This window comes from Streptomyces sp. NBC_01190 (genome assembly GCF_045039895.1).
Lineage (GTDB): Bacteria > Actinomycetota > Actinomycetes > Streptomycetales > Streptomycetaceae > Actinacidiphila.
Window position 1 is genome coordinate 5198158 of record NZ_CP108580.1, and the last position, 26084, is coordinate 5224241.

A 26084-nucleotide genomic window follows, 5' to 3' on the forward strand; every position below is an offset into this window, starting at 1 on the left:
GAACTGCGCGAGCAACCGGCCACCGGCCGGTGGTCCGGACACGACAGCAACAGCCCCTTCGGTCCGGTGACGACCCGCGGGCCGCGCCGTGGCTGAGCGCGCAGTTCCTCGCGCCCCTTTGGGGCACCACCCTCCCCGCGCCCCCAAAAAAGCACCCCGGCCCCCGGGAGGGGGCAGCCGGACGGGCAACGGCAACCACCTCCGGGAGGCTGAGACAATGGTGAACATGGCCTCAGAACGCATCCCCGGGCGCCCCCGCGCCCTCTCCGGCATCCAGCCCACCGCGGGCTCCTTCCACCTGGGCAACTACCTCGGTGCGGTCCGCCAGTACGTGGCGCTTCAGGAGACCCATGACGCGTTCTACATGGTGGTGGACCTGCACGCGATCACCGTGCCGCAGGACCCGGCGGAGCTGCGGGCCAACACCCGGCTGGCCGCCGCCCAGCTGCTGGCGGCCGGCCTCGACCCGGACCGCTGCACCCTCTTCATCCAGAGCCACGTGCCCGAGCACGCCCAGCTCGGCTGGGTGATGAACTGCATCACCGGCTTCGGCGAGGCCTCCCGGATGACCCAGTTCAAGGACAAGGCGGCCAAGCAGGGGGCGGACCGCGCAACCGTCGGCCTCTTCACGTACCCGATCCTCCAGGTCGCCGACATCCTGCTCTACCAGGCGGACGCGGTGCCGGTCGGTGAGGACCAGCGGCAGCACATCGAGCTGACCCGGGACCTCGCCGAGCGGTTCAACGGCCGCTTCGGCCAGACCTTCACCCTGCCGGCGGCGCACATCGTGCGGGAGGTCGCCAAGATCCACGACCTCCAGGAGCCGACCGCCAAGATGAGCAAGTCCGCGCCCTCGCCCAAGGGCCTGGTCAACCTGCTGGACGAGCCGGGCGTGTCGGCGAAGAAGTTCCGTAGCGCGGTGACCGACACCGACACGGTCATCCGGTTCGACGAAAAGGACAAGCCGGGCGTCAGTAACCTGCTCACCATTCACTCGGCCCTCACCGGCACCGGAATCGCCGAACTCGAGGAGCAGTACGCCGGCAAGGGCTACGGTGCGCTCAAGACCGATGTCGCGGAGATCTTCGTGGCGTGGGTCACACCGTTCCGGGAGCGTACCCAGGAGTATCTGGGGGACCCGGAGACCTTGGACTCGGTGATGGCCAAGGGAGCCGAGAAGGCGCGGCTTGTCGCGGCGGAGACGCTGGCGGCGGCGTACGACCGGATCGGGTTCGTACCGGCGAAGCACTGAGCCGCCGCCGGGGCGGCTCCGGACCGACCCGGAAGCTCCGGACCCGGGAGCTTCGGACCGGCCCGGCAGGCTCCGGTCGAGCCAGGCCGCACCCGGGCGACCTGTGACCGAGGTCGCTGTCCGGTGTGCTGCTCGACGCGCGACACTGAGTGCTGGGTTGCCCGAGTTTGTCGCCGACCTGGGGAAACGTTGGGGAGAGGGGTGAAACGCCGTGGCAGAAGTGAGCGCCGAGACAGACGCGATCGGCACCACCACGATCGGCGTGTCCATCGCGGTCCCGGAGCCGTACGGCCGGTCGCTCCAGGAGCGGCGGGCCGCCTTCGGTGACCCCGCGGCCTTCGCCATCCCCACCCATGTCACGCTGCTGCCGCCCACCGAGGTGGCACCGGCCGGGCTGCCCGCCTTCCGCCGCCACCTGACGCGGGTCGCCGCCGAGACCCGCTGCTTCCCGATGCGGCTCGACGGCACCGACACCTTCCGCCCGGTCTCCCCGGTGGTCTACGTCCGGGTGGTGGAGGGCGGCGCCGCCTGCGGGGAGCTTCAGGAGCGGGTACGGTCCGGGCCGCTCGCCCGCGACCTCCAGTTCCCGTACCACCCGCATGTGACCATCGGCCACGGCATCCCGGAGCCCGCGCTCGACCGCGCCCGGGCGGAGCTGGCCGCCTTCGCCGCCGGGTGGACGGCGACCGGCTTCACGCTCTACGAGCAGGGCCCGGACGGCGTGTGGCAGCGGATCGAGGACTTCCCGTTCGGCGGCCACGAGGAACGGCCCGCCGTCCCGCACCAGCAGGGATCGCGCACCCCGACCCGTATCTGAGCGGCACGCCTGGCACCCCGCGCGACTCCGGCGGCCGGTCCCACGAGGGGTCCGGCGCCGCGTGGCCAGGGCGCCCGGGGCCGCGGCGACAGCTACAGCGCCAGCCGCCGGAACACCGCCCGCGGCAGATGCCGCAGCGCCATCATCACCGGCCGCAGCGTCCCCGGCACCCACAGCACCTCGGCGCGCCGGCGCAGGCCTGACTCGATCGCGGCGGCCACCGCGTCCGGCGTGGTGGACAGCGGCACATCGGGGCGGCCCGCGGTCATCTTGGTGTGCACGAAGCCGGGCCGCACCACGAGTACGTGGACGCCCGTCGGCCGGAGCGCGTCGCCGAGGCCCTGGGCGAAAACGTCGAGACCGGCCTTGCTGCTGCCGTAGATGAAGTTGGAGCGGCGGCCGCGTTCCCCGGCGACCGAGGAGAGGACCACCAGCGAGCCGTGGCCCTGGCGTTGCAGGGCGGCGCCGCAGACCAGTGCGGAGGAGACGGCGCCCGCGTAATTGGTCCTGGCCACCCGTACCGCCGCGATCGGCTCCTGTTCGTCGCGCGCCTGGTCGCCGAGCACGCCGAAGGCGAGCAGCACCGCGTCCACGTCGCCCTCGGCGAAGACCTTGCCGAGGACCACCTCGTGGGAGTCCGTGTCGAGCGCGTCGAAGGGGACCACCCGCGTCTCGGCGCCCAGCGCGCGCAACTCGTCGGCCGCCGCCTCCAGGCCGGGCGACAGCCGGCCGGCCAGCCACACCGTACGGGTCCTGCGGCCGATCAGCCGCCGGGCCGTGGCCAGTCCGATCTCGGAGGTGCCGCCGAGGAGCAGCAGCGACTGCGGTGCCCCGAATGCGTCCTTCACGTGCGTACTCCCTAGGTGGTGACGAGTCGTGGCGGGTGGTGGCGAGGTGACGGGTGGTGGCGAGTCGTGGCGAGGTGGCGGGTGGTGGCGTCGTGGCGAGGTCGTCGCGGCGGGTCGGGGTCGGGGGCGGCGGCGTCGGCGGCCGGGGTCAGAGCCCCAGCCGCCGTGCCAGGTCCGAGGTGATCGCGCCCGCCGGGTCGTGCCGGGCCCGCAGTGCGCGGAAGTGGTCGAGCCGCGGATACATCCGGGCCAGCAGCTCGGGCCGCAGCCGGGAGTCCTTGGCGAGATAGACCCGGCCGCCCGCACCGGCCACCTCGTCGTCCAGCTCGTCCAGCAGCGCGCCGAGGCCGGAGAGGGTGGCGGGGATGTCGAGCGCCAGCGTCCAGCCGGGCATCGGGAAGGACAGCCACCCCGGGTCGGCGGCCCCGAACCTTTTGAGCACCGCGAGGAACGACGGGCAGCCCCGGGTGCTGAGCTTCCGTACGATCCGGCGCAGCGCCTCCTCCTGTCCGTAGCCGACCACGAACTGGTACTGGACGAAGCCGCTGCGGCCGTAGATCCGGTTCCACTCGGGCAGGCCGTCCAGCGGGTGGAAGAAGGGGGAGAGCTTCTGGAGCCGGCCGCGCTGCTCGCGGGGCGCCTTGCGGTACCAGACCTCGTTGAAGAGGCCGACCGTGGTGCGGCCGAGCAGCCCTTCGGGCACGAAGCGGGGCGCGGCCGGCAGCCGGCCGGGCCGGAAGGCCAGCGGATCGCGGCGGAGCCGGGCGGGCAGCGCGTCGAGCGGGGCGTGGTCGCCCCGGCTGAGCACCGCGCGGCCGGTTTTGGCGCCGCGGGCCAGCAGGTCGATCCAGGCCACCGAGTAGCGGTATTCGTGGTCGGTCGCGGTGAGCCGGGCCATCAGGTCGTCGAGGTCGGCGGCCCGTTCGGTGTCGACGAGCATCAGTGAGGTCTCGACCGGCAGCAGTTGGACGGTGGCGGCGAGCACCACCCCGGTCAGGCCCATGCCGCCGCAGGTGGCCCAGAACAGCTCGGGTTCGTCCTCCGCGGTGACCAGCCGGGTCTCGCCGTCTCCGGTGAGCAGCTCGATGGCCCGCACATGGCGGGTGAAGGACCCCGAGACGTGGTGGTTCTTGCCGTGGATGTCCGCGCCGATCGCCCCGCCGACCGTCACATAGCGGGTGCCGGGGGTGACCGGCACGAACCAGCCGAGCGGCAGCAGCACCTCCATCAGCCGGTGCAGCGAGACCCCCGCGTCGCACACCACGAGCCCGTTCACCGCGTCGATCTCGTGGATACGGTCCAGGCCCGTCATGTCCAGGACCGCGCCGCCCGCGTTCTGGGCCGCGTCGCCGTACGCCCGGCCGAGGCCGCGGGCGATGACGCCCCGGTTGTCGCTGCTCCTGACCGCCTCGGTGGCCTCCTCGTAGCTCCGGGGGTGGAAGACCCGGGCGGTGGTGGGGGCGGTGCGGCCCCAGCCGGAGACGGATTCCGTGGTGGGGACGATGGGGGCGGGGGGTGCGGGGGTCTCGGCGGGGGCGGTCGCGCCGGCTTCGGCGGCTCCAGGGGGTCCAGGGGCTCCAGCCGCTTCGGCGGCTTCAGCCGCTTCGGCGGCTTCAGCGGCTTCGGTGGCGGCGCCGGGCGCGGTGCCGGAGCCGGTGTCGGCGGACCCGATGGTGTTGGCGGCGGTGTCGGTGGCGGTCGCCGGGACGGGGGGTACGGACATACCGGCGACCGTATCGCCCGGATAGATCACCGTTGATGTTCTCTTGGGCCTGATGCGTCTTATGCGGCTTTTCTCACCGGAAAGGGCGAACGGCGGTGAGACGGAGGGGTCGGCACGGTAGGGATATCCCGTCCGAAATGACCGGTATGCGGGTATGACCGGTCCGCCCTTCGGCAGAACTGGGAGAACCGCCGGTGCGCTGCCCCCACTCAGCCGCGGCACATCGCGCGGACCACCGCCTGCTCACCGCGCTGCGCGGCTGCGGCCGCGACCCCTGGGTGGCGGGGGCCGCCCGGGGGCTCTCCTGGACCGGCGAGCACGGAGCGGTGTGGCTGGCCGCCGGGCTGGTCGGCGCCGCCACCGATCCCGTACGGCGGGGGGCCTGGCTGCGCGCCACCGCGCTCGTGGCCGGCGCGCACGCCACGAGCATGGTGGTCAAACGCGTCGTCCGCCGCCCCCGGCCCGAACTCCCCGGTGCGGCGCCGCTGGTGCGGACCGCGGGACGGCACAGCTTCCCCAGCTCGCACGCCGCCTCCGCCGCCGCGGCGGCCATCGCCTTCGGCGCGCTGCTGCCGGGCGCTCCCTTGCTGGTCCCCCCGCTGGCCGCCGCGATGTGCGCGTCCCGGCTGGTGGTCGGCGTCCACTACCCCACGGACGTCGCCTGCGGCGCGCTCCTCGGCGGCACGGTCGCGCGCCTCGGCCGCCGCTGGACGCTCGCGGGGGTCCGCGATGACTGAGCCCGCCGCCGACGCGGTCACCGAGGCCTCGGGGGAGGGGGTCGTCGAGCCGTCCGGGAGCGAGGTGGCCGGACCCGGTCCGACCGGGCCGCCCGGAGCGGGCGCGAGCGGACCCGCCGGGGTGGGTCTTACCGGTACGGGTGCCGCCGGGCCGACCGGCGTTGGTATGACCGGGGCGGGCATGGCCGGATCCGCCGGGGTGGGGGTGCCCGGTACCGGCGCGGCCGACCCTGTCGCGTACCCCGGGGCGGGCGGCGGGGCCGGGCGCCCCGGGGCCGAGGAGGCCGGGGCTCGCCCGGCAGGGACGCTGGCGGGCGGGCTGCTGCGCACCGCCCGGCCCCGGCAGTGGATGAAGAACTGCCTGGTGCTCGCCGCTCCCTTCGCCGCCGCCAAGCTGCTCAGCCCGGCCGAGGGCGTACGGCTCGCCGTGGTGCTGGTGCTCTTCACCGCGTGCGCCGCCGCCGTCTATCTGATCAACGACGCGCGGGACGCCGACGCCGACCGGGCCCACCCGGTCAAGTGCCGCCGCCCGGTGGCCAGCGGCCTCGTACCGGTCGCCGTCGCTTATACGACCGGCGCGGTGCTCGCGGTCCTCGCCGTCACCACCGCCGTGGTCTTCTGCAACCCGGACACCGCCCTGCTGCTCGCCGGCTACGTGGTCATGCAGCTCGCCTACTGCGTCTGGCTGAAGCACATCCTCGTGGTCGACCTGGCCATCGTCACCACCGGCTTCCTGATGCGGGCCATGGCCGGCGGGATCGCCCTGGAGATCGATCTGTCCCGCTGGTTCCTGATCACCTCCGGCTTCGGCGCGCTCTTCATGGTCGCCGCCAAGCGCTACTCCGAGCTGGTCCTGATGTCCTCCCGGCAGGACCCCGGGGCCTCCCGGTCGCTGCTCGGCTCCTACACCACCGGCTATCTGCGCTTCGTCTGGCAACTCGCGGCAGGCGTCGCGGTGCTGGCGTACTGCCTGTGGGCGATGGAGACCGGCGGCCGGCCGCACGGCCTGCTGCCCTGGCGGCAACTCTCGATGATCCCGTTCACCCTTTCGGTGCTGCGGTACGCGGTCTTCGCCGACGCCGGTTCGGCCGGCGCCCCCGAGGACGTGGTGCTGCGGGACCGGGCGCTGCTGGTCATCGCGCTGGGGTGGGGCGTGCTGTACGTACTGGCCGTGGTCAATCAGTGAGGTCAGTGAGGTCAGTGAGATCGATGAGGTGGCCCAGATCAGCGAGGTCGGCCAGGTTGCCCAGGTCCGCCAAGTCGGCAGGGCAGGCGGGGTCTGAGGGGTCCGCGCGACCCGGCGAGGGGGCGGGCTCCGGGCCGGCGGCGCCGACGACCGTTGACGGCGCGGCCGGCGCGGCCGGCGCCGCCGGCGTCGGCCGCCCCGCCCGGCCCCGGCTGGCGGAGATGCTCAGCTTCGCGGTCGCCGGGCTCGCCGCCTACGCCGCCGACCTGGGCCTCTTCCTCTGGCTGCGCGGCCCCGGCGGCCTGGGCCCGCTCACCGCCAAGGCCCTGTCCTTCCTGGCCGGCTGCACGGTCGCCTACCTCGGCAACGCCCTGGTCACCTACCGCGGCGGTACCCCGCGGATCAGCCGGGCCCGGCAGTACGGGGTCTTCTTCGCGGTGAACATCGCCGGCGCGCTGGTCCAGTTGCTCTGCCTCTTCTGCTCCCACTACGTACTCGGTCTCACCGGCCGCCGCGCCGACCTGATCTCCGGGCTGGGCGTCGGCATGGTGCTGGCGACGGCGCTGCGGTTCTGGGGTACCCGGACGCTGGTCTTCCGGGCGGGCCAGGAGAGTGGGGGACCGGGGAGCGCCGAGGCGGCGGGCACGGCGAGCGCGGCCGGGGCGGGCGCCGGTGGGGCGGAGGCGGCGGGGCCGGCCGGTGGATCCTCGTCATCCGTCCAGGGGAGCACCGGCGTGTCTCCGACGGAGGAGGGTAACCGCCAGACATGGACTGGTTGACCGGGTTGCCCTGGATCGGCCCGCGGATCGCGCGGTTCCTGCGCACCCATGCCTACCGGGCGTTCGCCCATCTGGAGTCCGTGCACTGGAACCGGCTGGCCGGGGCGATGACGTTCACCAGCTTCCTCGCCCTCTTCCCGCTGCTCGCGGTGGTCGCCGCGGTCGGCGCGGCCCTGCTCTCCAACGGCCAGTTGGACACGCTGGAGCGCAAGATCGGCGAGGAGATCCCCGGCATCGCCGACCAGCTCAACATCAGCGGCCTGGTCGCCAACGCCGGCACCGTCGGGGTGATCGCCGGCGCCGTCCTGCTCTTCACCGGTGTCAACTGGGTCGGCTCGCTGCGGGACAACCTGCGCGCGGTGTGGGGCAAGGACAACGAGGGGCGTAACCCGTTCATCAGCAAGGCGTGGGACGCCGTCACCCTCTTCGGTCTGGGCGCCGCCGTGCTCGTCTCGCTCGGCGCCTCCGGCTTCGCCACCGCCGCCGTCAACTGGACCGCCGACCGGCTCGGCATCGCGCACACCGGACCGGGCCCCGCGCTGCTCACCCTGGTCGGCATCGTGCTCGCGGTGCTGGCGGACTTCCTGATCCTGCTCTACCTGCTGACGCTGATGCCGGGGGTCGACCCGCCGCGCCGCGCGCTGTTCCAGGCGGCGCTGATCGGCGCGATCGGCTTCGAGGCGCTGAAGGCGCTGCTCAGCAACTATCTGCAACACGTGGCCGGCAAGAACATCTACGGCGCTTTCGGCACCCCGGTGGCGCTGCTGCTCTGGATCAACTTCGAGTCGAAGCTGCTGCTGTACTGCGCCGCGTGGACGGCGACGCCGAGGCACGCCCAGCGGCCCGAGGGCGCGGACGTGAAGGCGGATGAGGGGGGCGGCGTTCCGGAGACCGACGACACCGACGACGGGGTGTCGGCCCCGGCCGCTAGCGGTCCCGCCGCCCCAGCGGACGGAAACGGACCTTCGGGACCCGGGGGAGCCGACCGGCCCGGGGACCCCGGGGACGGCGGCGGCTCGGGGGCGCACCGGCTGGATCATCCGGAGCGGCTGAGTCCCCGTCGGCAGGACGACCCGTCGGATCGGGACCCGAATCGCGATCACCGGGACCACCGGGACCGGGATTCCCGGGACCGTCCCCGGGAGCAGGGGAAGTCCAGGGAATCCGGCGGCGAGCAGTCCGAGCGGCCGGACCGCCCCGACCGCCCCGACCGGCCGGACCGACCTCAGATGGCAGCGGACGGCGCCGTCGTACGACGATGACGATCAGCGCGAGCAGCACCGCGGTGGCAGCGGCCAGACCGACCGCCGTCCACCGCGCGTGCGACCACGACGCCGACGACGCGGAGGTGGCCCCCGCCGTCTGTCCCTGCCGCAGCGGCGGGATCTTCGCGGTCGGCGCCGGCGTCTTCGGCAGCTTGCTCAGCGGCGGCACCAGCGTGCCCACCGGCGAGACGCTCGGCTCGGCCTTGAACCCCCAGTCGAGCAGCGCGGCGCCCTCCCGGTATACCTCGTCGTGCACCGGCGCCGACGGGTTCATCACGGTGACCAGCAGCGTATGGCCGCCCCGCTGGGCGACGCCGGTGAAGGTCGCGCCGGCGTTGGTGGTGTTGCCGTTCTTCACTCCCGCTATCCCCGGGTAGCGGCTGAGGTCGTAGTCACCGGCGAGCAGGCGGTTGGTGTTGGAGATCCCGAAGGACTCCCTGACCTTGGTGGGCTTGCCCTTCTTGTCCTTCTTGTAGTCGCCGGGGAACTGGGCGCTGACCGTGGAGCAGTACTCGCGGAAGTCGGCGTTCTGGAGGCCCTGCCGGGCGAAGAGCGTCAGGTCGTAGGCGCTGCTGACCTGGCCGGGCATGTCGTAGCCGTCCGGGGAGACCACATGCGTGTCGGCGGCCTGCAACTCGTGAGCCTCGGCGTTCATGTCGGACACCGTCTTGGACACGCCGCCGTTCATCGCGGCCAGCACGTGCACGGCGTCGTTGCCCGAGCGCAGGAAGACGCCGAGCCAGAGGTCGTGCACGGTGTAGGCCAGGTGTTCCTTTATCCCCACCAGGCTGCTGCCGGCACCCATGCCGGCCAGGTCCGAATCGGCGACCGTGTGCACCTCGGTCTTGGGGAAGCGCGGCAGCACCGTGTCGGCGAAGAGCATCTTCAGGGTGCTGGCGGGGGCGAGTCGCCAGTGGGCGTTGTGCTCCGCCAGGACCGCGCCCGTCTCGGCGTCGGCGACGATCCAGGAGCGGGCGGTCAGCCTGGTGGGCAGCGCGGGTACGCCGGGGGCCGCGTTGACCTGCGTGCCGGGCATTCCGAACCGGTCCCCGCCGAGCTTCGACATCACCGCGGGCGGCGTCGGGGTCGGCTTGGGCTTCGGCGCCGCGGCGGCAGCGGTCCCGGCCAGCGCGGGCCCGCCCAGCAGCGCGGCGATCAGGGACACAGCCAGGGCGGTACGGCGCGGGGCGGTCCTCGCGGTGAAAAGCACGCGTCGAACGTACCGCCCCAACGACCTCACCCGGCCCACCGGGTATCCCCCCGCCCGGGTGATCCTCCCCACGACCCCACCACGGAACCGCCGGCCTGGCGGCGCCCCTACCCGGTCGGCCCACCCCGCTGCCGTACCGCCCCCCGGCCACCCCTGGCGCGGGTATGAACCCGGCCGTGCCCATACTGGGACGTATGAAGCTCAGCCGCCGGGTGTCCTGGTTCCTCGTCGCGTTCGGCGTCTGGTCGTGGATCGTCTGGACGACCTTCGTCAAGAACCTCTGGCACGATACGAGCGGTCTCGCCTTCCACCACGGCGACCACTCCGCCCCGACCGCCTACTTCTGGATCCACCTCACCCTGGCGATCGTCTCCACCATTCTCGGCACCGCCATCGGCATCCTCGGCCTCCGCGCCCTCCGCGCCGAACCCCCGACCCCCACCGCGCCCCCGACCCCGGAGACCCCCGCCCCCTCCGAGCCCGCCCCCCAGCGAACCCCCTGACCCCGGCGACCGGGCGCGGCCGTGATCAACAGACGCCCGTGAGCGATCACGCGTACGAGGCCAGCAACTCGTCCAGCGTCCACACGGTCGCCTCGACCCCGGACGTACGGGCCAGGTAGCGGTCCCGCTCGATGAGGATGTTCAGGTCGCCGCAACCCAACCGGTTGCACGCGTGATCGACAAGGGTGCTGCCGGTCCTGCCGCCCATGATGAGCATGTCCAGGTGCGCCGCGTCCCATTCGATCTCGTTGAGCGCCCAGGGTGCCTTGCCCTCCACGACCATCCGCAGCACTCCGGCGAAGCGTTCGGCGCAGGTCCGCCGCTCCCTTCCGCCGGGCAGTTGAGCGATGTGATTGCCCGTTTCCAAGACCGCCGTCATCGGCAGCAGCAGGTCGCAGTCCCGTGCCTGTTCCTTGTCTTGCAACTGCTTGACGACCTTCTCGCGGTCCTGGCATTTGCCCGGCACGCCGAGCAGGTTGCAGAGAATGGAGGTGTCGACGAATTCGACCCTGCGCGCCACGCCTATCCGATCCCCAGCAGCCGGTTGAATTCCGTGTAGTCGCGATCGCCGCGGTCGCGGGCGTCGAGGCGTCCCTGGGCGACCACGTCGCCCAGGGAGCCGGCCGCCATCGCGGCCGGATAGCCGTCGAGTTCGGTGAGCCGGGTGAGGCGGCTCGTGCCCGACTCGCGGTCCCGCCAGCAGACGACGACGCCCTCGTGATCCGGGGCGTCGAGCGCGGACAGCAGTGCGGGACTGTGCGTCGTGATCAACACCTGCGTGCCGTTTTCCGCGCTGGCCTGGCGGACCAGGCCGAGCACCTCCGAAGCCTGGGAGGGGTGCAGCCCGTTCTCCAGCTCCTCGATGACGAGCATCAGCGACCGCTCGGCCGGCTCGGTGGTCGACGGCCCGAGATCGAGGCCGCCCCCTCCGGTGAGCAACGAGGTGGCGATGGCCAGGAAGCGGAGCATCCCGTCGCTCATCTCCCGCGCCGGAGTGAGGCCGAGCGCGCCCTCGTCCAGCGCGAGCATCACGTCGCCGAGGTCGGATCTGGTGACCGCCAGGGTCTCGATGGCGTGGTCGGAGAGCCCCCGCAGGAGTTCCACCAGACGGGCGAAGAGGGCCGGGTCGGTCCGTTGGACGCTCCCCACGGCGGCGGAGAGGTTCTCCGCGGTACGGCGGAGGTTCGCGTCCCTTGACGGAACGTACTGGCGCATCAGGTGGGGAACCGGATCAAGGTGGAACACGCTCTCCAGCGTGGCCAGCATGGTCACGGCGCACCAGACGCTGTCCCGCCCACCGGTGGTTTGCGGGACGACACGCAGCGGAAGTTGAGAGGTCAGCAGCCGGGAGCCGCGGAACCGCACACTCGGATTCCGCCCCCGTTTGCCGTTGTGCCATGTGGCGAAGGTGTCGCCGACGTGAGGGTTCGCGTCGAGGCTCGCCAGTACGTACTGGCGCCCCTCGGCCGTCGGGCCGGAGAGCTTCTCCTCGATGATCTGGACCTCGGGCTCCACCTGCACCGTGACGTCCAGATGAATGGGACCGTTTTCGGTGCGCACGCTGCACCCGAGGGAGAAGCGGTCGGAGCCGTGCGGCACACACCCGGCCAGCCCTCCCCGGACCGGCCCCTCAGGGCCCCGGCGGCTCTCCAGCGCCTCGGTGATGTCCTCACCACGCGCGAGCCGGGACAGCACTTCGAGACCGTCCAGCGCGTTGGATTTTCCGCTGCTGTTGCGCCCGATGAGCGTGGTCAGGGGTGCGAGCGGAAAAACCTGGTCGCGGAAGCTCTTGAACGCGGTCAGGCGGACCTCTTCGATGCCCGGAGCAGTCACGCTCGCCAAGCTACCCCAGGCGGTCATCAGGCGGCCTGGTGCTCGCGGGGAGGGTGGGTGGGGGTGGGGCGGCAGTCGGTGCAGAGGGTGGTGGGGTCGTGGCTGCGGATGGCGCGGTCGCAGCCGTCGCAGGTGATGAGGGGGGCCGGGCGGTCGGGGGGCGGGGTGTCGGCGGGGAGGGGCGGGGGGAGGTGGGCGGTCAGGCGGTACGCCAGCAGGCGGGCGGGGTGGTGGATCAGTACGGGGTCCGGTGGCAGGCCTGTGGTCAGGACGCGGACGATCTGGGCGGGGGTGGCGGCGCGGGCCAGCCACAGGTCCACGGCCGGGACCAGGCGCCCGATGTCGCGGGCGGACAGCAGCAGGCGCGGGTCGGCGAGGCGTAACCGGGCGAGCAGGTCGGCGGCGGGCCCGGATGCGGGTCCGGATGCGGCGGGGGCCGGGTGCTCCGCTTCCGGGGCGGAGTGCGGCAGCCGTACGGTCCCGGGCCGGGCAGCCCCGGTGGGCGGGGACTTTGGCGTTGCGGGCGCGGGTTGAGTGGCCCCGGTGACTGGCGATTCTGGCGCTACGGGCCCGGCGGCTGGGCACTTCTGCGGCGCGGTCGCGGGCCGCGTGGCCTCGGCTTGCGGGGGCTTTGGCGTTGCGGTCCCGGTGGGCGCGGGCTTCGGCGTTACGGTCCCGGTGGGCAGGGGCTTTGGCGGTACGGCCCCGGCGGGGGGCGGCGGTGGCGGAGGCGGGGGCGGGGGTTCGCTCGGGGGTTCGGGGTCCGGGGCGGGCGGTTGGGCGGCGTCCTGGGCACGGTGGCTCGGGTGGTCGTACGCGAACGTGCGGGTTGCGAAGCGGCCGCCGCCGAGGGGGACGCGGCGGCGTTCGAGATATCCGGTCGCGACGAGTTCGTTCATCGCCCGGCGCACGGTGATCTCGCCTTCGGGGAACCGGTTGGCCAGGCCCTTGACGGTGACCGGATCGCCGTCCGGCAGCGACAGGATGTGTACGGCCAGCCCGATCGCCAGCGCGGACAGCTCGAGGTGCTGGGACAGGTGGTTGCCGATCACGACGAACCGGTCGGGGTGCCGGTGGCGTACGTGGATCACACCGGCGCGGGGCGCGCCCTCGGGCAGGGGGGACGCGGACATGCCCGCGTTAGACTGCGTCTCAGCCATTGGGAAGCTCTGACTTCCTGAACGGTCAGGCCCTCGGTGTGGATTGCCGTCCCACCGGGGGCCGTCCTGTGGACGGTTTGCTGCGGCCGACCGTATCGCACTCCTCCGATTTCCGGACGATCCCTCACCCGATCGAGTGGCACGCCATCGCAGGTCGGGTGGGGTGGGGTGGGTTCTTTCACCGGTACTTAAGGGGAAGCGTGCCCGGCCGGGGAGCGCCACCCCACGCCCCGGAACGGAACTTGTGACGCCGCGTCGCCTCACACCCGCGCGCACTAAGGTCCTGGGAGAGACATGACGATCGAGCCCTCCGCCAACAGTGCCGAACTGCGGTGGCCCAAGAGCAGCTACAGCAGCAACGAGGGTCCGGACTGCGTCGAGGTCGCGACGACTAGCGGCACCGTCCACGTCCGTGACTCCAAGGACCCGGAGGGGCCGCAGCTCGCCTTCAGCCCCGCCGCGTGGTCCCGCTTCCTGGCGTACGCCGCCCAGCACGTCTGACCCCGCGAGTCGGCGGCCCCATCCGTGGGGCCGCCGACTACGCATAACTCCGCACCGTCACCGGTCCCGCTACAGGGAGACCAGGAACTCGCCCAGGGCGATGAGCAGTTCGCCCAGGCGCCGCAGCCATCTGGCGCTCGCGGGGGGAGTGACGGTCTGCACGACCACCGGGGAGACCGAGGCACTGAAGTTGGCGTCCCCGCCGTAGACGGCGGTGAGGGCGTGGGAGCCGGCGGCGAGGGCCGAGGTGGTGAAGGAGGCCGCGCCGGCCTCCAGCACGGCGGTGCCCACTCCGATGCCGTCGTCGAAGAAGGCGACGGTGCCGGTGGGGAAGGAGCCGGCCGTGGAACTCACCTTCGCGATGAGCGTCTTCGGCTGGCCGGAGATCGACGGGTCGGGCACTGAGGTGAGCGTGATGGTGGTGGGTTGGCCGGCCATGATGTACCCCATTCGACGTGGACTGCTGAGCCCGGAATGGGATGCCGCCGGTGCCGTGGCGTACGTCTCGCCGAGGAGCGTGGGCGTAGCCGGCGGGAGGCCCATCCAGGAGCGCCCTTGGCGGTCTTGCCGCGGGCGGACGTCCAGAGAGGGACGGGCAAGCCGACCTGGTCGATAGCACCAGTAACGGTGAGCGGGGCGGCGAAAACAATACCGTCGCACGCGGTCCACCCCATTGGAGTAGCCCCGCCGCTCAAGCTCCTCGCTCTCCACCACGGCCGAACCTGCCCACCCCGGCCAAGCGCCCAGAAGCCCCGCCAACGCGGCGGCCCCATCCGCGGGTCCGCCGACCACGCGCGACTCCGCACCGTTAGGTGGCCGATCAGCCGCGCCGGGGGGGCGAGGTGCCTCGGCTCGGGCCCGGGAGGGGGGACTTGCCGATGGTGGGGAGGATGAAGTCCTGGATGAGGCCCTTCGCGTCGCGGACCAGGGGGCGGAAGGCGCGGTAGCGGGACAGGGCGATCAGCCGGGCGACCAGGGGAGTGGAGCGGCGGACGAACTCGCGGGTGCGGGTCGTGTCCGGGGTGCGGTCGAAGACCCAGTAGAGGACGACGACCATGAGGTGCAGCCAGAGCAGGTCCGGGAGCAGCTCGGCGAGTTCGGCGTCGAGCTTCGGTGCCAGGTCGGAGCCGCTCAGCACCTCGCGGAAGAGTTCGACGGCGGTGGCGCGGGCCGGGTGCGACTCGTTGGAGAACGGGCTCAGCGAGCTGTCCGGGTCGGCCGCGGTGCGGAAGAACTGCGCCGCGAACTCGTGGTACGGGGCGGCGACGTCCAGCCAGGAGGCCAGCGCGATGTCCAGCCGTCCGGCGAAGTCCCGCACCCCCGCCATGCGGGACGCCGCGTCGATGGCGTGGTCGCGCGTCATCAGGTCGTAGAACCCCTGGATCAGGAATTCCTTCGACTCGAAGTAGTAGTAGGCGTTGCCGACCGAGACGCCGGCCTCCTGGGCGATCGCCCGCATCGTGGTCTTGTCGTACCCACGCTCCTGGAAGAGCCGCATCGCGGTGTCCAGGATGACCGCCCGGGTCTGCTCACTCTTCCCGGTCTTGGGGCGCGCCCGCCCGCCGGGCAGCTCCTCGGCCTCGACCGGGGGCTGCTCGGCGGCGGTACGGCTGCGCTTGTCCTCCACGCCGGTGAGCCTAATGCCGCGCGCGGCACTATCCGGACGGCGAGCAGCCATCGGCGCAGCCCCCCGGCGTTCCCGTCGGCTGATCGCCCTGGGTCCAGCCGGCCACTTCGTCGTACGTCCAGCCGGGCGGCATCGAGGGCGCCGGCTGCCCGGCCTCGCGAGGCCGCTCCGGCAACGGCTCCTGGTTGCCATACGTCCAGCCGCCCGACCCGAGGTAGACCCAGACGGGTGTCGCGCCCCCGGCCGGCGGCACGCCACGCCCCCTCCGCGTGGCGTCCGCCGGCTGTCCCCCCGCTCGGGCCGGTACGGCGTGCTTCCCCTCCCCTCGGGTCGGTTTGATGGACATCCCCTCCCCTCGGGCCGGCTCCCTCGCCTGGGACTCCCGGTACTTCGCCGCGCTGAGCACCGCGGCTCTGGCCAGCCGGCGGCCGGCCGGCGAGGTCAGCGTGTGGGAGTACGCGCGGTAGTCGGCGAGCGCCCACAGGCAGACGATCCAGGCACTGTCCCCCCGGTAGACCTGACCGGCGTCCCCCACGACGGTCACCTCCGACGTCGACGCGCGGTGGTCGAGCGCGGGGAAGCGGCGGAGCGCCTCCGGCGAGCCGACCGGGACCAGGTCGAGCGGTACGAGCTGGCGCTGCCGGGCGAGCCAGCCGCTCGCGAAGGAGCAGAGGCGGCACGCGGGATCGTAGAGAACGGTCAGCCTACGAACGGGGACCCGCCCACCGAGCCGCCCCCCGACGCCTCCCGCCCCCTCGGCGCCGCCGCCCCCGGCGCCCCCCATCGGCCCGGCGCCCCCCGCGCCGCCCGAACCCCCCGCACCCCCCGCGCCGGGCACCTCAGGCCCCCGCCGGCTTGCCCGGCCCCGCCCATGCCGGATCCGTACGGCCGTCCGGGTCGACCGGCGGGAACTGTTCGCGTTCGAGCAGCCCCCGGCGGCGGATCCTGTTGAGCACGTAGACGTTGCCCAGGTGCATCACCCCCAGCACCAGCAGCACCACCCCGAGCTTGACCGACAGCGCCTCGAAAATCTCCCTCGCGTCTTCGATCGTGTCGGCCGACTTCAGGTAGAGGGCGACGAAGCCCAGGTTGACGAGGTAGAAGCCGACCACCAGCAGCCGGTTCACCGCGTCGGCCAGCGGCTCGTTGCCGTGCAGTACGTCGGCCAGGAAGACCCGGCCGTTGGAGCTCAGCGTTCTGGCCACCCAGGCGGTCAGGCCGACGCTCACGGCCAGATAGACCACATAGGCGACCACGGTCATGTCCATTGCAGGTCCCACCCCTCACGACGTCAGGTTAAGTCAGTCTGAACATGTTCAAACCGGCTGACAGCCCGACTGTAGACCCCTTTTTGAACATGTTCAAGCGGCGTGGAGGACGGGAGGAGAGCGGACCAGGAGACGCCAAAGGGCCCGGCTCCGGGGGGAATCGGAGCCGGGCCCGGTCAGGGGTGGCGTCAGGCCATGGGGCGCGGGGTCAGGTGATGACCCGCCCGCGTACGGTCAGTCGACCTCCGCCGGGGCCGGCGCCCGGCCCGGTACGGCGGGACCCGAGCCGTCCGGCACGGCGTCGGCACCGGCCCCGGCCCCGGAGAGGCCGGCGGAGCCCGGGACGGCACCCGCCTCGGCACCCGCCGCCGGTCCGTCCTCCTCCGCCGCCTCCACCGCGAGGTGCGGCAGCCGCCGGTCCAGCCACCCCGGCAGCCACCAGTTGGCCGTACCGAACATGTGCATGAGCGACGGCACCAGCACCGTCCGCAGGATGAACGCGTCCAGCGCGACCGCTCCCGCCAGGCCCACGCCGAACATCGCCAGCACCCGCTGGCCGCTGAGCACGAAGGCCGCGAAGACGCAGATCATGATGACCGCCGCCGAGTTGATCACCCGGCTGGTCTCGGCCAGGCCGACCCGGACCGCCCGCGCGTTGTCGCGGCTGTGCACCCACTCCTCGTGCATCCGGCTGACCAGGAAGACCTGGTAGTCCATCGAGAGGCCGAAGAGCAGCGACAGCATGATCACCGGCAGGAACGCGTCGATCGGCCCGGCCCGCCCGGCGATCGAGCCGCCCCAGCCCCACTGGAAGCAGGCCACCAGCACACCGAAGGACGCCGCCGCCGCGACCAGGTTCATCACGGCCGCGGTGAGCGGCACCACCAGACTGCGGAAGGCGAAGAGCAGCAGCACGAAGCCGAGCGCGATGATCACCCCGATGAACAGGGGCAGCTTCCCGAACAGCACGGTCGAGAAGTCCTTGAAGATCGCGGTCTGCCCGCCGACGTAAGCGCGCATCGTGGTGCCGCGCTCGGCGGCCGGCACCACATGGTCGCGCAGCCGGTCGATCAGGTCGGAGGTCGCCTTGTCCTGCGGGGAGGTGGTCGGCACCGCCTGCACCAGCGCGACCGTGTCGCCCGGCTTCATCGGCACGGCGGCGGCGTACGCGATGCCCTTGGTGGACTTCAGGTCGGTCACCAGACCGGTCAGCGCGGTCCGGTCGGCGGCGGTCGGCACCTCGGCGAGGATGGTCAGCGGGCCGTTGAAGCCCGGCCCGAAACCGTCGGCCAGCATGTCGTACGCCTTGCGGGTCGTGGTCGTGGTCGGGTTGTTGCCCTGGTCGGAGGAGCCGAGCCGCAGGGACAGCGCCGGGATCGCCAGGGTGGCCATCACCGCGACCGCCGCGATCGAGAGCGTACGGGGGTGGCGCTCCAGGAAGGACGACCAGCGGGCCGCCGCGCCCTTCGCCACCGACTCCTCGGCGCCGTCCGCGGCCAGCCTGCGGCGCTGCCTGCGGCTGAGGATCCGCATGCCGAGCAGACCGAGCAGCGCGGGCAGCAGGGTGACGGCGGCGGCGACGGTGATCACCACGGTCAGCGCGGAGGCGACGGCCACCCCGTTGAGGAAGGTCAGCCGGAGCGTGAACATGCCCAGCAGCGCGATGCACACCGTGCCGCCGGCGAAGAGCACCGCCCGCCCGGAGGTGTTGATCGCGGTGACGGCGGCCTCCTCGGGCGTACGGCCGCGCAGGATGCCCTTGCGGTGCCGGGTCACGATGAAGAGCGCGTAGTCGATACCGACGCCGAGACCCACCAGGGTCGCCAACTGCGGGGCGAAGTCCGCGACGCTCATGCCGTGGCTGAGCAGGATGATCGCCGACGACGAGATGCCGATGCCGAACAGCGCGGTCACCAGCGGCAGCAGCATGCCGAAGAGCGAGCCGAGCGCCAGGAAGAGCACCACACCGGCGGCGAGGACGCCGACGCCCTCGGCGAGGCCCGGCAGCGGCTGCTCGGCCTGGGCCGGCTTGTTGCCGCCGACCTCGACGTCCAGGCCGCTGGTCTTCGCCTGGTGGGCGGTGTCGATCAGCGCCTGCGCCTGCTCGTTGGTCATGTCGTTGCCGAGCTTGGTGTACGTCACGGTGGCGTACGCCGTGCGGCCGTCCTTGCTGATCTGCGCGGCGCCGTTCTTGCCGTACGGACTCGCGACCGTACCGACGTCCCGCTGCGCGGCTATCTTCGCCAGCACCGGGTCGATCCGCTGCCGCACCGAGGCGTCGCGTACCGAACCGGAGTCGACGTGCCACACCACGCTGTCGGACTCGCCGGACTGCTCCGGGAGCACCTTGCCCAGCAGGGAGAGCACCTTCGCGGACTCGGTGCCCTTCAGCGAGAAGGCGTTGGAGTAGCTGTCGCCGAGTGTTCGGCCGGCCCCACCGACGACCAGCAACGCCACCAGCCACACGAGGATCACCGTCCACTTGTGCTGGAAGCACCATCGCGCCACTGCGGCCACGCTCCACACTCCTGTCATCCGTCGCTATTCGCTGCTGACTGTTAGTTGCTTGCTGCTTCAGCGTCCGGGGCGGCCCCGCCCATCACCAAGCCGATCCGCGTTCTCTCAGGGAACTCCAAAGTTCCACCGGTTCGGGGATGCACAGAGCGCTACGGATACTGGAAGGCATGGATGCCGCCGCTCTTCCCACGCCCCCGGTCATCGCGGGGGCCACGCCCCCGGTCGGCACCGTCCTCATCGTCGAGGACGAACCCGGCATCGCCGACATTCTGCGCATCACCCTGCGGTACAACGGGTTCACGGTGCACAGCGCGGCCACCGGGCGGGAAGCCCTGGCCGCCGCGCGCGAACACCGCCCGGACCTGGTGCTGCTCGATGTGATGCTGCCCGACGGCAACGGCTGGGAGGTCTGCCGGGCCCTGCGCGAGCAGCGTACCGCCGAAGCCAGCGGCACCGGCGACGGCGAGGACGCGGACGATCTGGCGATCATCTTCGTCACCGCCCGAGACGCCCCGCGCGATGTGGTGGCGGGGCTCGCGCTCGGCGGTGACGACTACATCACCAAGCCGTTCGGGGTGGACGAGGTGGTGGCCCGGGTGCACGCGGTGCTGCGCCGCACCCGGCGGCGGGACCGGCGGCCGGCCGAGCGGGTGCTGCGCCACGGCGACCTGGAGATGGACGAGGCGACGTACACGGTCCGGCGGGCTGGGCGGCCGGTGGAGCTGACGCCCACCGAGTACAACCTGCTGCGGCATCTGCTGCGCAACGCGGGCCGGATCCTCACCAAGGAGCAGTTGCTCCAGCATGTGTGGCAGTACGAGACGGCGGTGTCGTCCACGGTGGTGGAGACGTACATCTCCTATCTGCGGCGGAAGCTGGACCGGCTCGGGCCGCCGCTGATCGAGACGCGGCGGGGGATCGGGTACGGGCTGCGGGCGGTGGAGGCGGCGCCAGGCGCGGCCGCCGCGGGCGCCGGGGCGGGGCGGCAGGATGCCGCCGCGGGCCCCGGCCCGGCAGGCCCGGCAGGCGGGGTGGCAGGCGCCCAGGCAGGCAGCGCGGCAACCGGGGTGTCAGGCGGGGCGTCAGGCGGCGCGGCACAAGGCCCGACCCCCGGTGCGGCGCGCGGCGGGCGCGGAGCGGCCCGGTGAGGCCCCGCGGATTCTGGCCCCGCCCGCACTCGCTGCGCGGCCGCCTCACCATCGCCAACGTGGTCTTCCTCGGCGTCGGACTGCTGCTCGCGGCCGCCGCCAGCATCACCGCCACCTACATGGTGCTCGTCGGACAGATCGACGGCTCGCTGAAGTCCTCGCAGACCGCGCTCCAGCAGACCTCGCTCACCGAGCACGGCATGGGACAGTTCTGCACCCTCGCCGACCTGTTGCAGAGCGACAGGGACGGCGGTCCACAGCTCGGCAAGGCGTTCCAGCAGGATCTCTTCATCGTGCTCGACAAGCACGGCAAGGCCGCCGGGGTGTGCCACGGCGCCATGCCGGTCAGCGACGAGCAGCGGCGGCTGGCCGCGGCGCTGCCCGACCCGGCGAAGCTGGCCCGCAGCGGCGACGCGGCGACCGTGACCTCCGGCCCGCGGGAGTACCGGGTGGTGGCGGTCCGGCTGCCCGACGGCACCATCGTGGTCAAGGGCATGCGGCTGAGCGGTGTCAAGCGGGCGATCGGCAAGCTGCTGATCGTGGAGACGGCGGTCGGCGCCGTGCTGCTCGGGCTGCTCGCCACCGGGTCGCTCACCGCCGCCCGGCGGCGGCTCAGCCCTCTTGAGGACATGGTGGCGACCGCCTCGGCGATCGCGGAGGGCGACCTGTCCCGGCGGATCGGCACCGCCCGGCACGGGTCGAGCGAGGTCGAGGAGCTCAGCTCCTCGCTCAACGCGATGCTCCAGCAGATCGAGGCCGCGCTCACCGAGAGCGAACGGGCCACTGCCCAGCAGCGGCAGTTCCTCGCCGACGCCTCCCACGAACTGCGCACCCCGCTCGCCTCGGTCCGCGGCTACCTCCAGCTCTACGAGAAGGGCATGCTCGACGCGGAGGAGAAGGAACGGGCGCTGACCCGGGTCTCCGCGGAGGCGCTGCGGATGAGCTGCCTGGTCGACGAACTCCTCGCGCTGGCCCGGCTCGAGGACCGCCCCGGGCTCACCTTCTGCCCGGTGGACCTGTCCGGCCTGGTCCAGGACGCCGCCGCGGACCTGGCCGCGCAGCAGCCGGAGCGCCCGCTGACGCTGCTGCTGCCGGACGGCCCGACCGGCCCGACCGGCGCGGCCCAAGCGGGTGCCGACGCCGACGCCGACGCCGACGGTGACGGCGGCGTGGTGGCCGGGCCGGGCCGGCCGTACGCGCTCGGTGACGAGGCCGGGCTGCGGCAGGTCGTCGGCAATCTGCTCGCAAACGTCCGGGTGCACACTCCCGCCGAATCCCCGGTCACCATCGCGGTGGAAGGCTGCGGTGAGGCCGAACTCCGGCTGCGGATCAGCGATTCGGGGCCAGGACTGAGCGAGAAGGACGCGGCGCGCGCCTTCGACCGGTTCTTCCGGGCCGACCCCGAGCGGGCCCGCGAGACCGGCGGCGCGGGTCTTGGCATGTCCATCGTGCAGGCGCTGGTGCACGCCCACCACGGCACGGTCACCCTGCATACGGCGCCGGGTGCCGGGCTGACCGTGCGGGTCACGCTGCCGGCCGCCACGTCTGCCCCCACGTCTGCTGCCACGCCGGTGCGGGCCGGTACGCCGGCGGGGCCTGCCGGTTCCGGCTCCGCGCCCGCCCCCGGGGCCCTAGCGTCGTTGCCATGACGACCTCTTCGGCATCTTCGGCCACCTCCGACCCCTCGGGCCCCGCGAACGACCGTTACGCCCGCGGCCTCGCCGCACTCCGTCAACTCACCGGAAGCGAACGCCCGGCAGCGCTCGACGTGGTGTCGGAGATCGCCCCCGACCTCGTACGTTTCACCGTGGAGTTCGGCTACGGCGACATCTGGTCCCGCCCCGGCCTCACCCCCCGGCAGCGGCAGATAGCCACCATCGCGGCCCTGGCCGCCCTCGGCAACGCCGCGCCCCAACTGCGCGTGCACATCGACGGCGCTCTCAACGTCGGCGTCACGCACCGCGAGATCGTGGAGATCTTCATCCACGCGGCGGTCTACGCCGGCTTCCCCGCCGCCCTCAACGCGCTGACCGTCGCGCACGCCGTCTTCACCGAGCGCCCGGCCCCGGCGGAGCCGGCCGCCCTCGACGGGGCGCCCGGCGCGTCCGCCCCTGTCACTCCCGACGAACGGCACGCCCGCGCCCTCGACATGCTGCGGGCCGTCGACGGGCCGCCCGGCGTCCACATCGTCGAGGCGCTCAACGCGGTCGCCCCCGACCTCGGCACGGTTCTGGTCGACTTCGTCTTCGGGGACGTCTACACCAGGACCGGCCTCGACCTGGCGGCCCGCGAACTCGCCTCCATCGCCATGTGCACGGCCCTGGGCACGGCCGGGCCGCAACTCCGCGTCCACCTGCGCGGCTTCCTCAACGTCGGCGGCACCCGCGAGGAGATCCTGGAGCTGATGATCCAGATGGCCGGTTACGTGGGCTTCCCCGCGACCCTGAACGGCATCACCGCCGCGCAGGAGATCTTCGCCGAGTCCGCCGACACCGCCTGACCCCCACCAAAGCGCCCGGCCTCGCCTCCCGAAGGAGGCGGGGCCGGGCGGTGGTGCTTTCAGCCGATCAGCCACCCGCACCGCCGGACGGAGTCCGGCGTGGCGACCCGAAGCCCGGGAGTCCCGCCAGGGCCGGGCGGTGCGAGGGGCGCCTTAGAGGAAGCAGCTCAGTAGCGGCGGGTGATCAGGGCGCGCTTGACCTCGGCGATCGCCTTGGTCACCTCGATGCCGCGGGGGCACGCGTCCGTGCAGTTGAAGGTGGTGCGGCAGCGCCAGACACCGTCCTTGTCGTTGAGGATCTCCAGCCGCTGCTCACCCCCCTCGTCGCGGGAGTCGAAGATGAAGCGGTGGGCGTTGACGATCGCCGCCGGGCCGAAGTACTGGCCGTCGTTCCAGAAGACCGGGCACGACGAGGTGCACGCGGCGCACAGGATGCACTTGGTGGTGTCGTCGAAACGCGCACGGTCCTCGGGGGACTGGAGACGCTCGCGGGTCGGCTCGTTCCCCTGGGTGATGAGGAAGGGCATGACGTCCCGGTAGGCCTGGAAGAACGGGTCCATGTCGACCACGAGGTCCTTCAGCACGGTGAGGCCCTTTATGGGCTCGACCGTGATCGGCTTGTCCGGGTTGAGATCCTTGATCAGCGCCTTGCAGGCCAGCCGGTTCTTGCCGTTGATCCGCATCGCGTCCGAGCCGCAGATGCCGTGGGCACACGAGCGGCGGAAGGTCAGCGTGCCGTCGATCTCCCACTTGACCTTGTGGAGGGCATCCAGGACGCGCTCCTTGGGGTCGATCGGGATCTGGTAGTCGATCCACTCCGCGTCCGCCGAGACCTCCGGGTTGAACCGGCGGATCCGCAGGGTGATGGTGATCAGGTGCGACTCGCCCATCTCGGCGGCGTCGAGCGCCGCCGAGTTCTTGTCGAGCGTCGGGGTGCTCATCAGTACTTACGCTCCATCGGCTGGTAGCGGGTCTGCACGACCGGCTTGTAGTCGAGGCGGATCGACTCGGTGCCGTTCGCTTCCACCTCGCGGTAGGCCATCGTGTGCCGCATGAAGTTCACGTCGTCGCGGTTGGGGAAGTCCTCGCGGTAGTGACCGCCGCGGGACTCCTTGCGGGCCAGCGCGGAGACGGCCATCACCTCGGCCAGGTCGAGCAGGTTGCCCAGTTCGACGGCCTCCAGCAGGTCGGTGTTGAACCGCTTGCCCTTGTCCTGGATGGACACGTTCCGGTAGCGGGCCCGCAGCTCGCCGATCTTCTCCACCGCGGTCTTGATCGTCTGCTCGGTACGGAACACCATCACGTTGGCGTCCATGCACTCCTGGAGCTCCCGGCGGATCTCGGGGACCCGCTCGGTGCCGGTGCCGCTCCGCAGCCGCTCGATCTGGGCGACGACCTGCTCGGCCGGCTCCTCCGGCAGCGGCACATGGTCGTGGGTGTGCGCGTATTCGGCGGCGGCGATACCGGAGCGGCGGCCGAAGACGTTGATGTCGAGCAGCGAGTTGGTGCCGAGCCGGTTGGCCCCGTGCACGGACACGCAGGCGACCTCGCCGGCCGCGTAGAGCCCTGGCACCACCGTGGTGTTGTCGGAGAGCACCTCGCCCTGGACGTTGGTCGGGATGCCGCCCATCGCGTAGTGCGCGGTCGGCTGGATCGGGATCGGGTCGGTGTACGGCTCGATCCCGAGGTACGTCCGGGCGAACTCGGTGATGTCCGGCAGCTTCGCGTCGAGCTGCTCCGGCGGCAGGTGGGTGAGGTCCAGGTACACGTGGTCGCCGTCGGGACCGCAGCCGCGGCCCTCCCGGATCTCGGTGTAGATCGCCCGGGACACCACGTCGCGCGAGGCGAGGTCCTTCATCACCGGCGCGTACTTCTCCATGAAGCGCTCGCCGTCCTTGTTGCGCAGGATGCCGCCCTCGCCGCGGGCGCCCTCGGTGAGCAGGATGCCCATCCGGTAGATGCCCGTCGGGTGGAACTGGAAGAACTCCATGTCCTCCAGCGGCAGCCCGCGCCGGTAGACCGCGGCCTGGCCGTCACCGGTGAGGGTGTGCGCGTTCGAGGTCACCTTGAAGAACTTGCCGGTGCCGCCGGACGCGTAGATCACGGCCTTCGCCTGGAAGACGTGGATCTCGCCGGTCGCCAGCTCGTACGCGACCACGCCGGCCGACCGCCGGACGCCGTCGACCTCGGTGAGGAGCTGGTCGAGCACGTAGAACTCGTTGAAGAACTCCACGCCCTCCTTGACGCAGTTCTGGTACAGCGTCTGGAGGATCATGTGCCCGGTGCGGTCGGCCGCGTAACAGGCCCGGCGTACCGCGGCCTCGCCGTGGCTACGGGTGTGGCCGCCGAAACGGCGCTGGTCGATCCGGCCGTCGGGCGTCCGGTTGAACGGCAGGCCCATCCGCTCCAGGTCCAGGACCGCGTCGATGGCCTCCTTCGCCAGGATCTCGGCGGCGTCCTGGTCGACCAGGTAGTCGCCGCCCTTGACCGTGTCGAAGGTGTGCCACTCCCAGTTGTCGTCCTCGACGTTCGCCAGGGCGGCGGCCATGCCGCCCTGGGCGGCGCCGGTGTGGGAGCGGGTCGGGTAGAGCTTGGTCAGGACGGCGGTGCGGCTGCGCTTGGTGGCCTCGATGGCGGCGCGCATACCGGCGCCGCCCGCGCCGACGATGACGGTGTCGTACGTGTGGATCTGCATGGGGTCGCTTCCCTGTCCAGCCCTGGCTTAGCGGATGTTCGGGTCGAAGGTGAAGATCACCAGCGATCCGAGCACGATGGTGAAGGTCACCGCTGTGAACAGCAGTGTCTTGAGCCAGACGCGGGTGTTGGCCTGCTCGGCGTAGTCGTTGATCACGGTCCGCAGGCCGTTGCCGCCGTGCAGCATGGCCAGCCAGAGCATGGCGAGGTCCCAGAACTGCCAGAACGGCGAGGCCCAGCGGCCGGCCACGAAGGCGAAACCGACCTTGGTGACACCGCCGTCGAGCACGAGCTGGATCAGCAGGTGGCCGATGACCAGCACGACGAGCACCACGCCGGACAGCCGCATGAACAGCCAGCCGTACAGCTCGAAATTGGTGCGGGTGGCGCGGGGGGAGCGGTTGGTGCGGGCCCGCGGCGGTTCGATCACCGGCGCCGGGTTCTCCGGACCGTACGCGACGCTGGAGCCGGTCAGCTCCACGTCGTCCGGGGGCGTGACATCAGTGGCCATGTGTC

22 protein-coding genes and 3 pseudogenes are annotated in these 26084 nt (G+C 72.2%); 11 read left to right on the plus strand and 14 right to left on the minus strand.

Going from position 1 to position 26084, the window contains the following annotated elements:
* Positions 1-217: 217 nt before the first annotated feature.
* On the plus strand, positions 218-1252 hold the full coding sequence (trpS, locus tag OG519_RS21855) for a tryptophan--tRNA ligase (RefSeq protein ID WP_405586550.1): 1035 nt from the start codon (positions 218-220) through the stop codon (positions 1250-1252).
* Between the two features lie 241 nt (positions 1253-1493).
* Positions 1494-2069 (plus strand): 2'-5' RNA ligase family protein, encoded by a 576-nt coding sequence (locus OG519_RS21860; RefSeq protein ID WP_405592888.1) that lies wholly within the window; start codon positions 1494-1496, stop codon positions 2067-2069.
* Between the two features lie 92 nt (positions 2070-2161).
* Here OG519_RS21860 and OG519_RS21865 read toward each other — a convergent pair whose 3' ends face one another.
* Together OG519_RS21865 and OG519_RS21870 are read right to left on the minus strand one after the other, a co-directional pair.
* Positions 2162-2917, minus strand: a complete 756-nt coding sequence (locus tag OG519_RS21865) for a decaprenylphospho-beta-D-erythro-pentofuranosid-2-ulose 2-reductase (protein WP_405586553.1) — start codon at positions 2915-2917, stop codon at positions 2162-2164.
* 148 nt (positions 2918-3065) lie between these two features.
* Entirely contained in the window at positions 3066-4640 is a 1575-nt protein-coding gene (locus OG519_RS21870; protein WP_405586555.1) for an FAD-binding protein, read from the minus strand.
* Positions 4641-4834: 194 nt separating this feature from the next.
* Here OG519_RS21870 and OG519_RS21875 point away from each other — a divergent pair, with 194 nt between their 5' ends.
* From OG519_RS21875 to OG519_RS21890, 4 genes and pseudogenes are all read left to right on the plus strand, one after another.
* Positions 4835-5377, plus strand: coding sequence for a phosphatase PAP2 family protein (locus OG519_RS21875; RefSeq protein WP_405586558.1), 543 nt, complete (start codon positions 4835-4837; stop codon positions 5375-5377).
* Positions 5378-5558: 181 nt separating this feature from the next.
* Complete coding sequence (locus OG519_RS21880) at positions 5559-6563, plus strand: decaprenyl-phosphate phosphoribosyltransferase (RefSeq protein WP_405592890.1); 1005 nt, start codon at positions 5559-5561, stop codon at positions 6561-6563.
* A gap of 221 nt (positions 6564-6784) precedes the next feature.
* Positions 6785-7165 (plus strand): annotated as a pseudogene (locus OG519_RS21885) (GtrA family protein); the annotation flags it as partial.
* Positions 7166-7329: 164 nt separating this feature from the next.
* A pseudogene (locus OG519_RS21890) lies at positions 7330-8310 on the plus strand (YihY/virulence factor BrkB family protein); the annotation flags it as partial.
* Here OG519_RS21890 and OG519_RS21895 read toward each other — a convergent pair.
* On the minus strand, positions 8270-9817 hold the full coding sequence (locus OG519_RS21895) for a D-alanyl-D-alanine carboxypeptidase family protein (protein ID WP_405586560.1): 1548 nt from the start codon (positions 9815-9817) through the stop codon (positions 8270-8272). The pseudogene OG519_RS21890 and the gene OG519_RS21895 overlap by 41 nt on opposite strands.
* Positions 9818-10011: 194 nt before the next feature.
* On the opposite strand from OG519_RS21895, the gene OG519_RS21900 reads away from it, so the two are divergent.
* Entirely contained in the window at positions 10012-10320 is a 309-nt protein-coding gene (locus tag OG519_RS21900; RefSeq protein ID WP_405586563.1) for an SCO4848 family membrane protein, read from the plus strand.
* Positions 10321-10366: 46 nt separating this feature from the next.
* On the opposite strand, the gene OG519_RS21905 is transcribed toward OG519_RS21900, so the two are convergent.
* From OG519_RS21905 to OG519_RS21915, 3 genes are read right to left on the minus strand one after another with little or no spacing between them, the layout of a single operon-like run.
* Positions 10367-10840 carry a hypothetical protein gene (locus OG519_RS21905; protein WP_405586565.1) on the minus strand — a complete coding sequence of 158 codons (474 nt, stop codon included), beginning with the start codon at positions 10838-10840 and terminating at the stop codon, positions 10367-10369.
* A gap of 2 nt (positions 10841-10842) precedes the next feature.
* Positions 10843-12153 carry an AAA family ATPase gene (locus tag OG519_RS21910; protein WP_405586568.1) on the minus strand — a complete coding sequence of 437 codons (1311 nt, stop codon included), beginning with the start codon at positions 12151-12153 and terminating at the stop codon, positions 10843-10845.
* A 26-nt stretch (positions 12154-12179) separates the two neighbouring features.
* Complete coding sequence (locus OG519_RS21915; RefSeq protein WP_405586571.1) at positions 12180-13286, minus strand: hypothetical protein; 1107 nt, start codon at positions 13284-13286, stop codon at positions 12180-12182.
* 321 nt (positions 13287-13607) lie between these two features.
* Between OG519_RS21915 and OG519_RS21920 the strand changes: the two genes are divergently transcribed.
* Positions 13608-13814 (plus strand): DUF397 domain-containing protein, encoded by a 207-nt coding sequence (locus OG519_RS21920; protein WP_405586574.1) that lies wholly within the window; start codon positions 13608-13610, stop codon positions 13812-13814.
* Positions 13815-13883: 69 nt separating this feature from the next.
* On the opposite strand, the gene OG519_RS21925 is transcribed toward OG519_RS21920, so the two are convergent.
* The 5 genes from OG519_RS21925 to OG519_RS21945 all read right to left on the minus strand — a co-directional run bounded on the left by OG519_RS21925 (position 13884) and on the right by OG519_RS21945 (position 19226).
* A complete protein-coding gene (locus OG519_RS21925) occupies positions 13884-14252 on the minus strand; it encodes an Ig-like domain-containing protein (RefSeq protein WP_405586576.1) in 369 nt (122 codons plus the stop codon).
* Positions 14253-14634: 382 nt separating this feature from the next.
* Positions 14635-15492: a TetR family transcriptional regulator gene (locus tag OG519_RS21930; RefSeq protein WP_405586579.1), complete on the minus strand. Its 858-nt coding sequence runs from the start codon at positions 15490-15492 to the stop codon at positions 14635-14637.
* Entirely contained in the window at positions 15470-16225 is a 756-nt protein-coding gene (locus OG519_RS21935) for a thiol-disulfide oxidoreductase DCC family protein (RefSeq protein WP_405586582.1), read from the minus strand. The genes OG519_RS21930 and OG519_RS21935 overlap by 23 nt, the downstream gene beginning before the upstream one ends.
* 55 nt (positions 16226-16280) lie before the next feature.
* The gene (locus OG519_RS21940) at positions 16281-16709 is read right to left on the minus strand and encodes a hypothetical protein (protein ID WP_405586585.1); all 429 of its coding nucleotides are present in this window, start codon (positions 16707-16709) and stop codon (positions 16281-16283) included.
* A gap of 234 nt (positions 16710-16943) precedes the next feature.
* Entirely contained in the window at positions 16944-19226 is a 2283-nt protein-coding gene (locus tag OG519_RS21945; RefSeq protein ID WP_405586587.1) for an MMPL family transporter, read from the minus strand.
* 167 nt (positions 19227-19393) lie between these two features.
* Between OG519_RS21945 and OG519_RS21950 the strand changes: the two are divergent.
* From OG519_RS21950 to OG519_RS21960, 3 genes and pseudogenes are all read left to right on the plus strand, one after another.
* A pseudogene (locus OG519_RS21950) lies at positions 19394-20161 on the plus strand (response regulator transcription factor); the annotation flags it as partial.
* Between the two features lie 209 nt (positions 20162-20370).
* Positions 20371-22023, plus strand: a complete 1653-nt coding sequence (locus tag OG519_RS21955; protein WP_405586590.1) for a sensor histidine kinase — start codon at positions 20371-20373, stop codon at positions 22021-22023.
* Positions 22020-22874, plus strand: coding sequence for a carboxymuconolactone decarboxylase family protein (locus OG519_RS21960; RefSeq protein WP_405586593.1), 855 nt, complete (start codon positions 22020-22022; stop codon positions 22872-22874). Before OG519_RS21955 ends, OG519_RS21960 begins: the two co-directional genes overlap by 4 nt.
* A gap of 167 nt (positions 22875-23041) precedes the next feature.
* Here OG519_RS21960 and OG519_RS21965 read toward each other — a convergent pair whose 3' ends face one another.
* From OG519_RS21965 to OG519_RS21975, 3 genes are read right to left on the minus strand one after another with little or no spacing between them, the layout of a single operon-like run.
* The gene (locus OG519_RS21965) at positions 23042-23815 is read right to left on the minus strand and encodes a succinate dehydrogenase iron-sulfur subunit (protein WP_405586596.1); all 774 of its coding nucleotides are present in this window, start codon (positions 23813-23815) and stop codon (positions 23042-23044) included.
* Positions 23815-25569, minus strand: coding sequence for a succinate dehydrogenase flavoprotein subunit (sdhA, locus tag OG519_RS21970; RefSeq protein ID WP_405586599.1), 1755 nt, complete (start codon positions 25567-25569; stop codon positions 23815-23817). Before sdhA ends, OG519_RS21965 begins: the two co-directional genes overlap by 1 nt.
* A gap of 27 nt (positions 25570-25596) precedes the next feature.
* Positions 25597-26079, minus strand: coding sequence for a succinate dehydrogenase hydrophobic membrane anchor subunit (locus tag OG519_RS21975; protein WP_405586602.1), 483 nt, complete (start codon positions 26077-26079; stop codon positions 25597-25599).
* Positions 26080-26084: the final 5 nt, after the last annotated feature.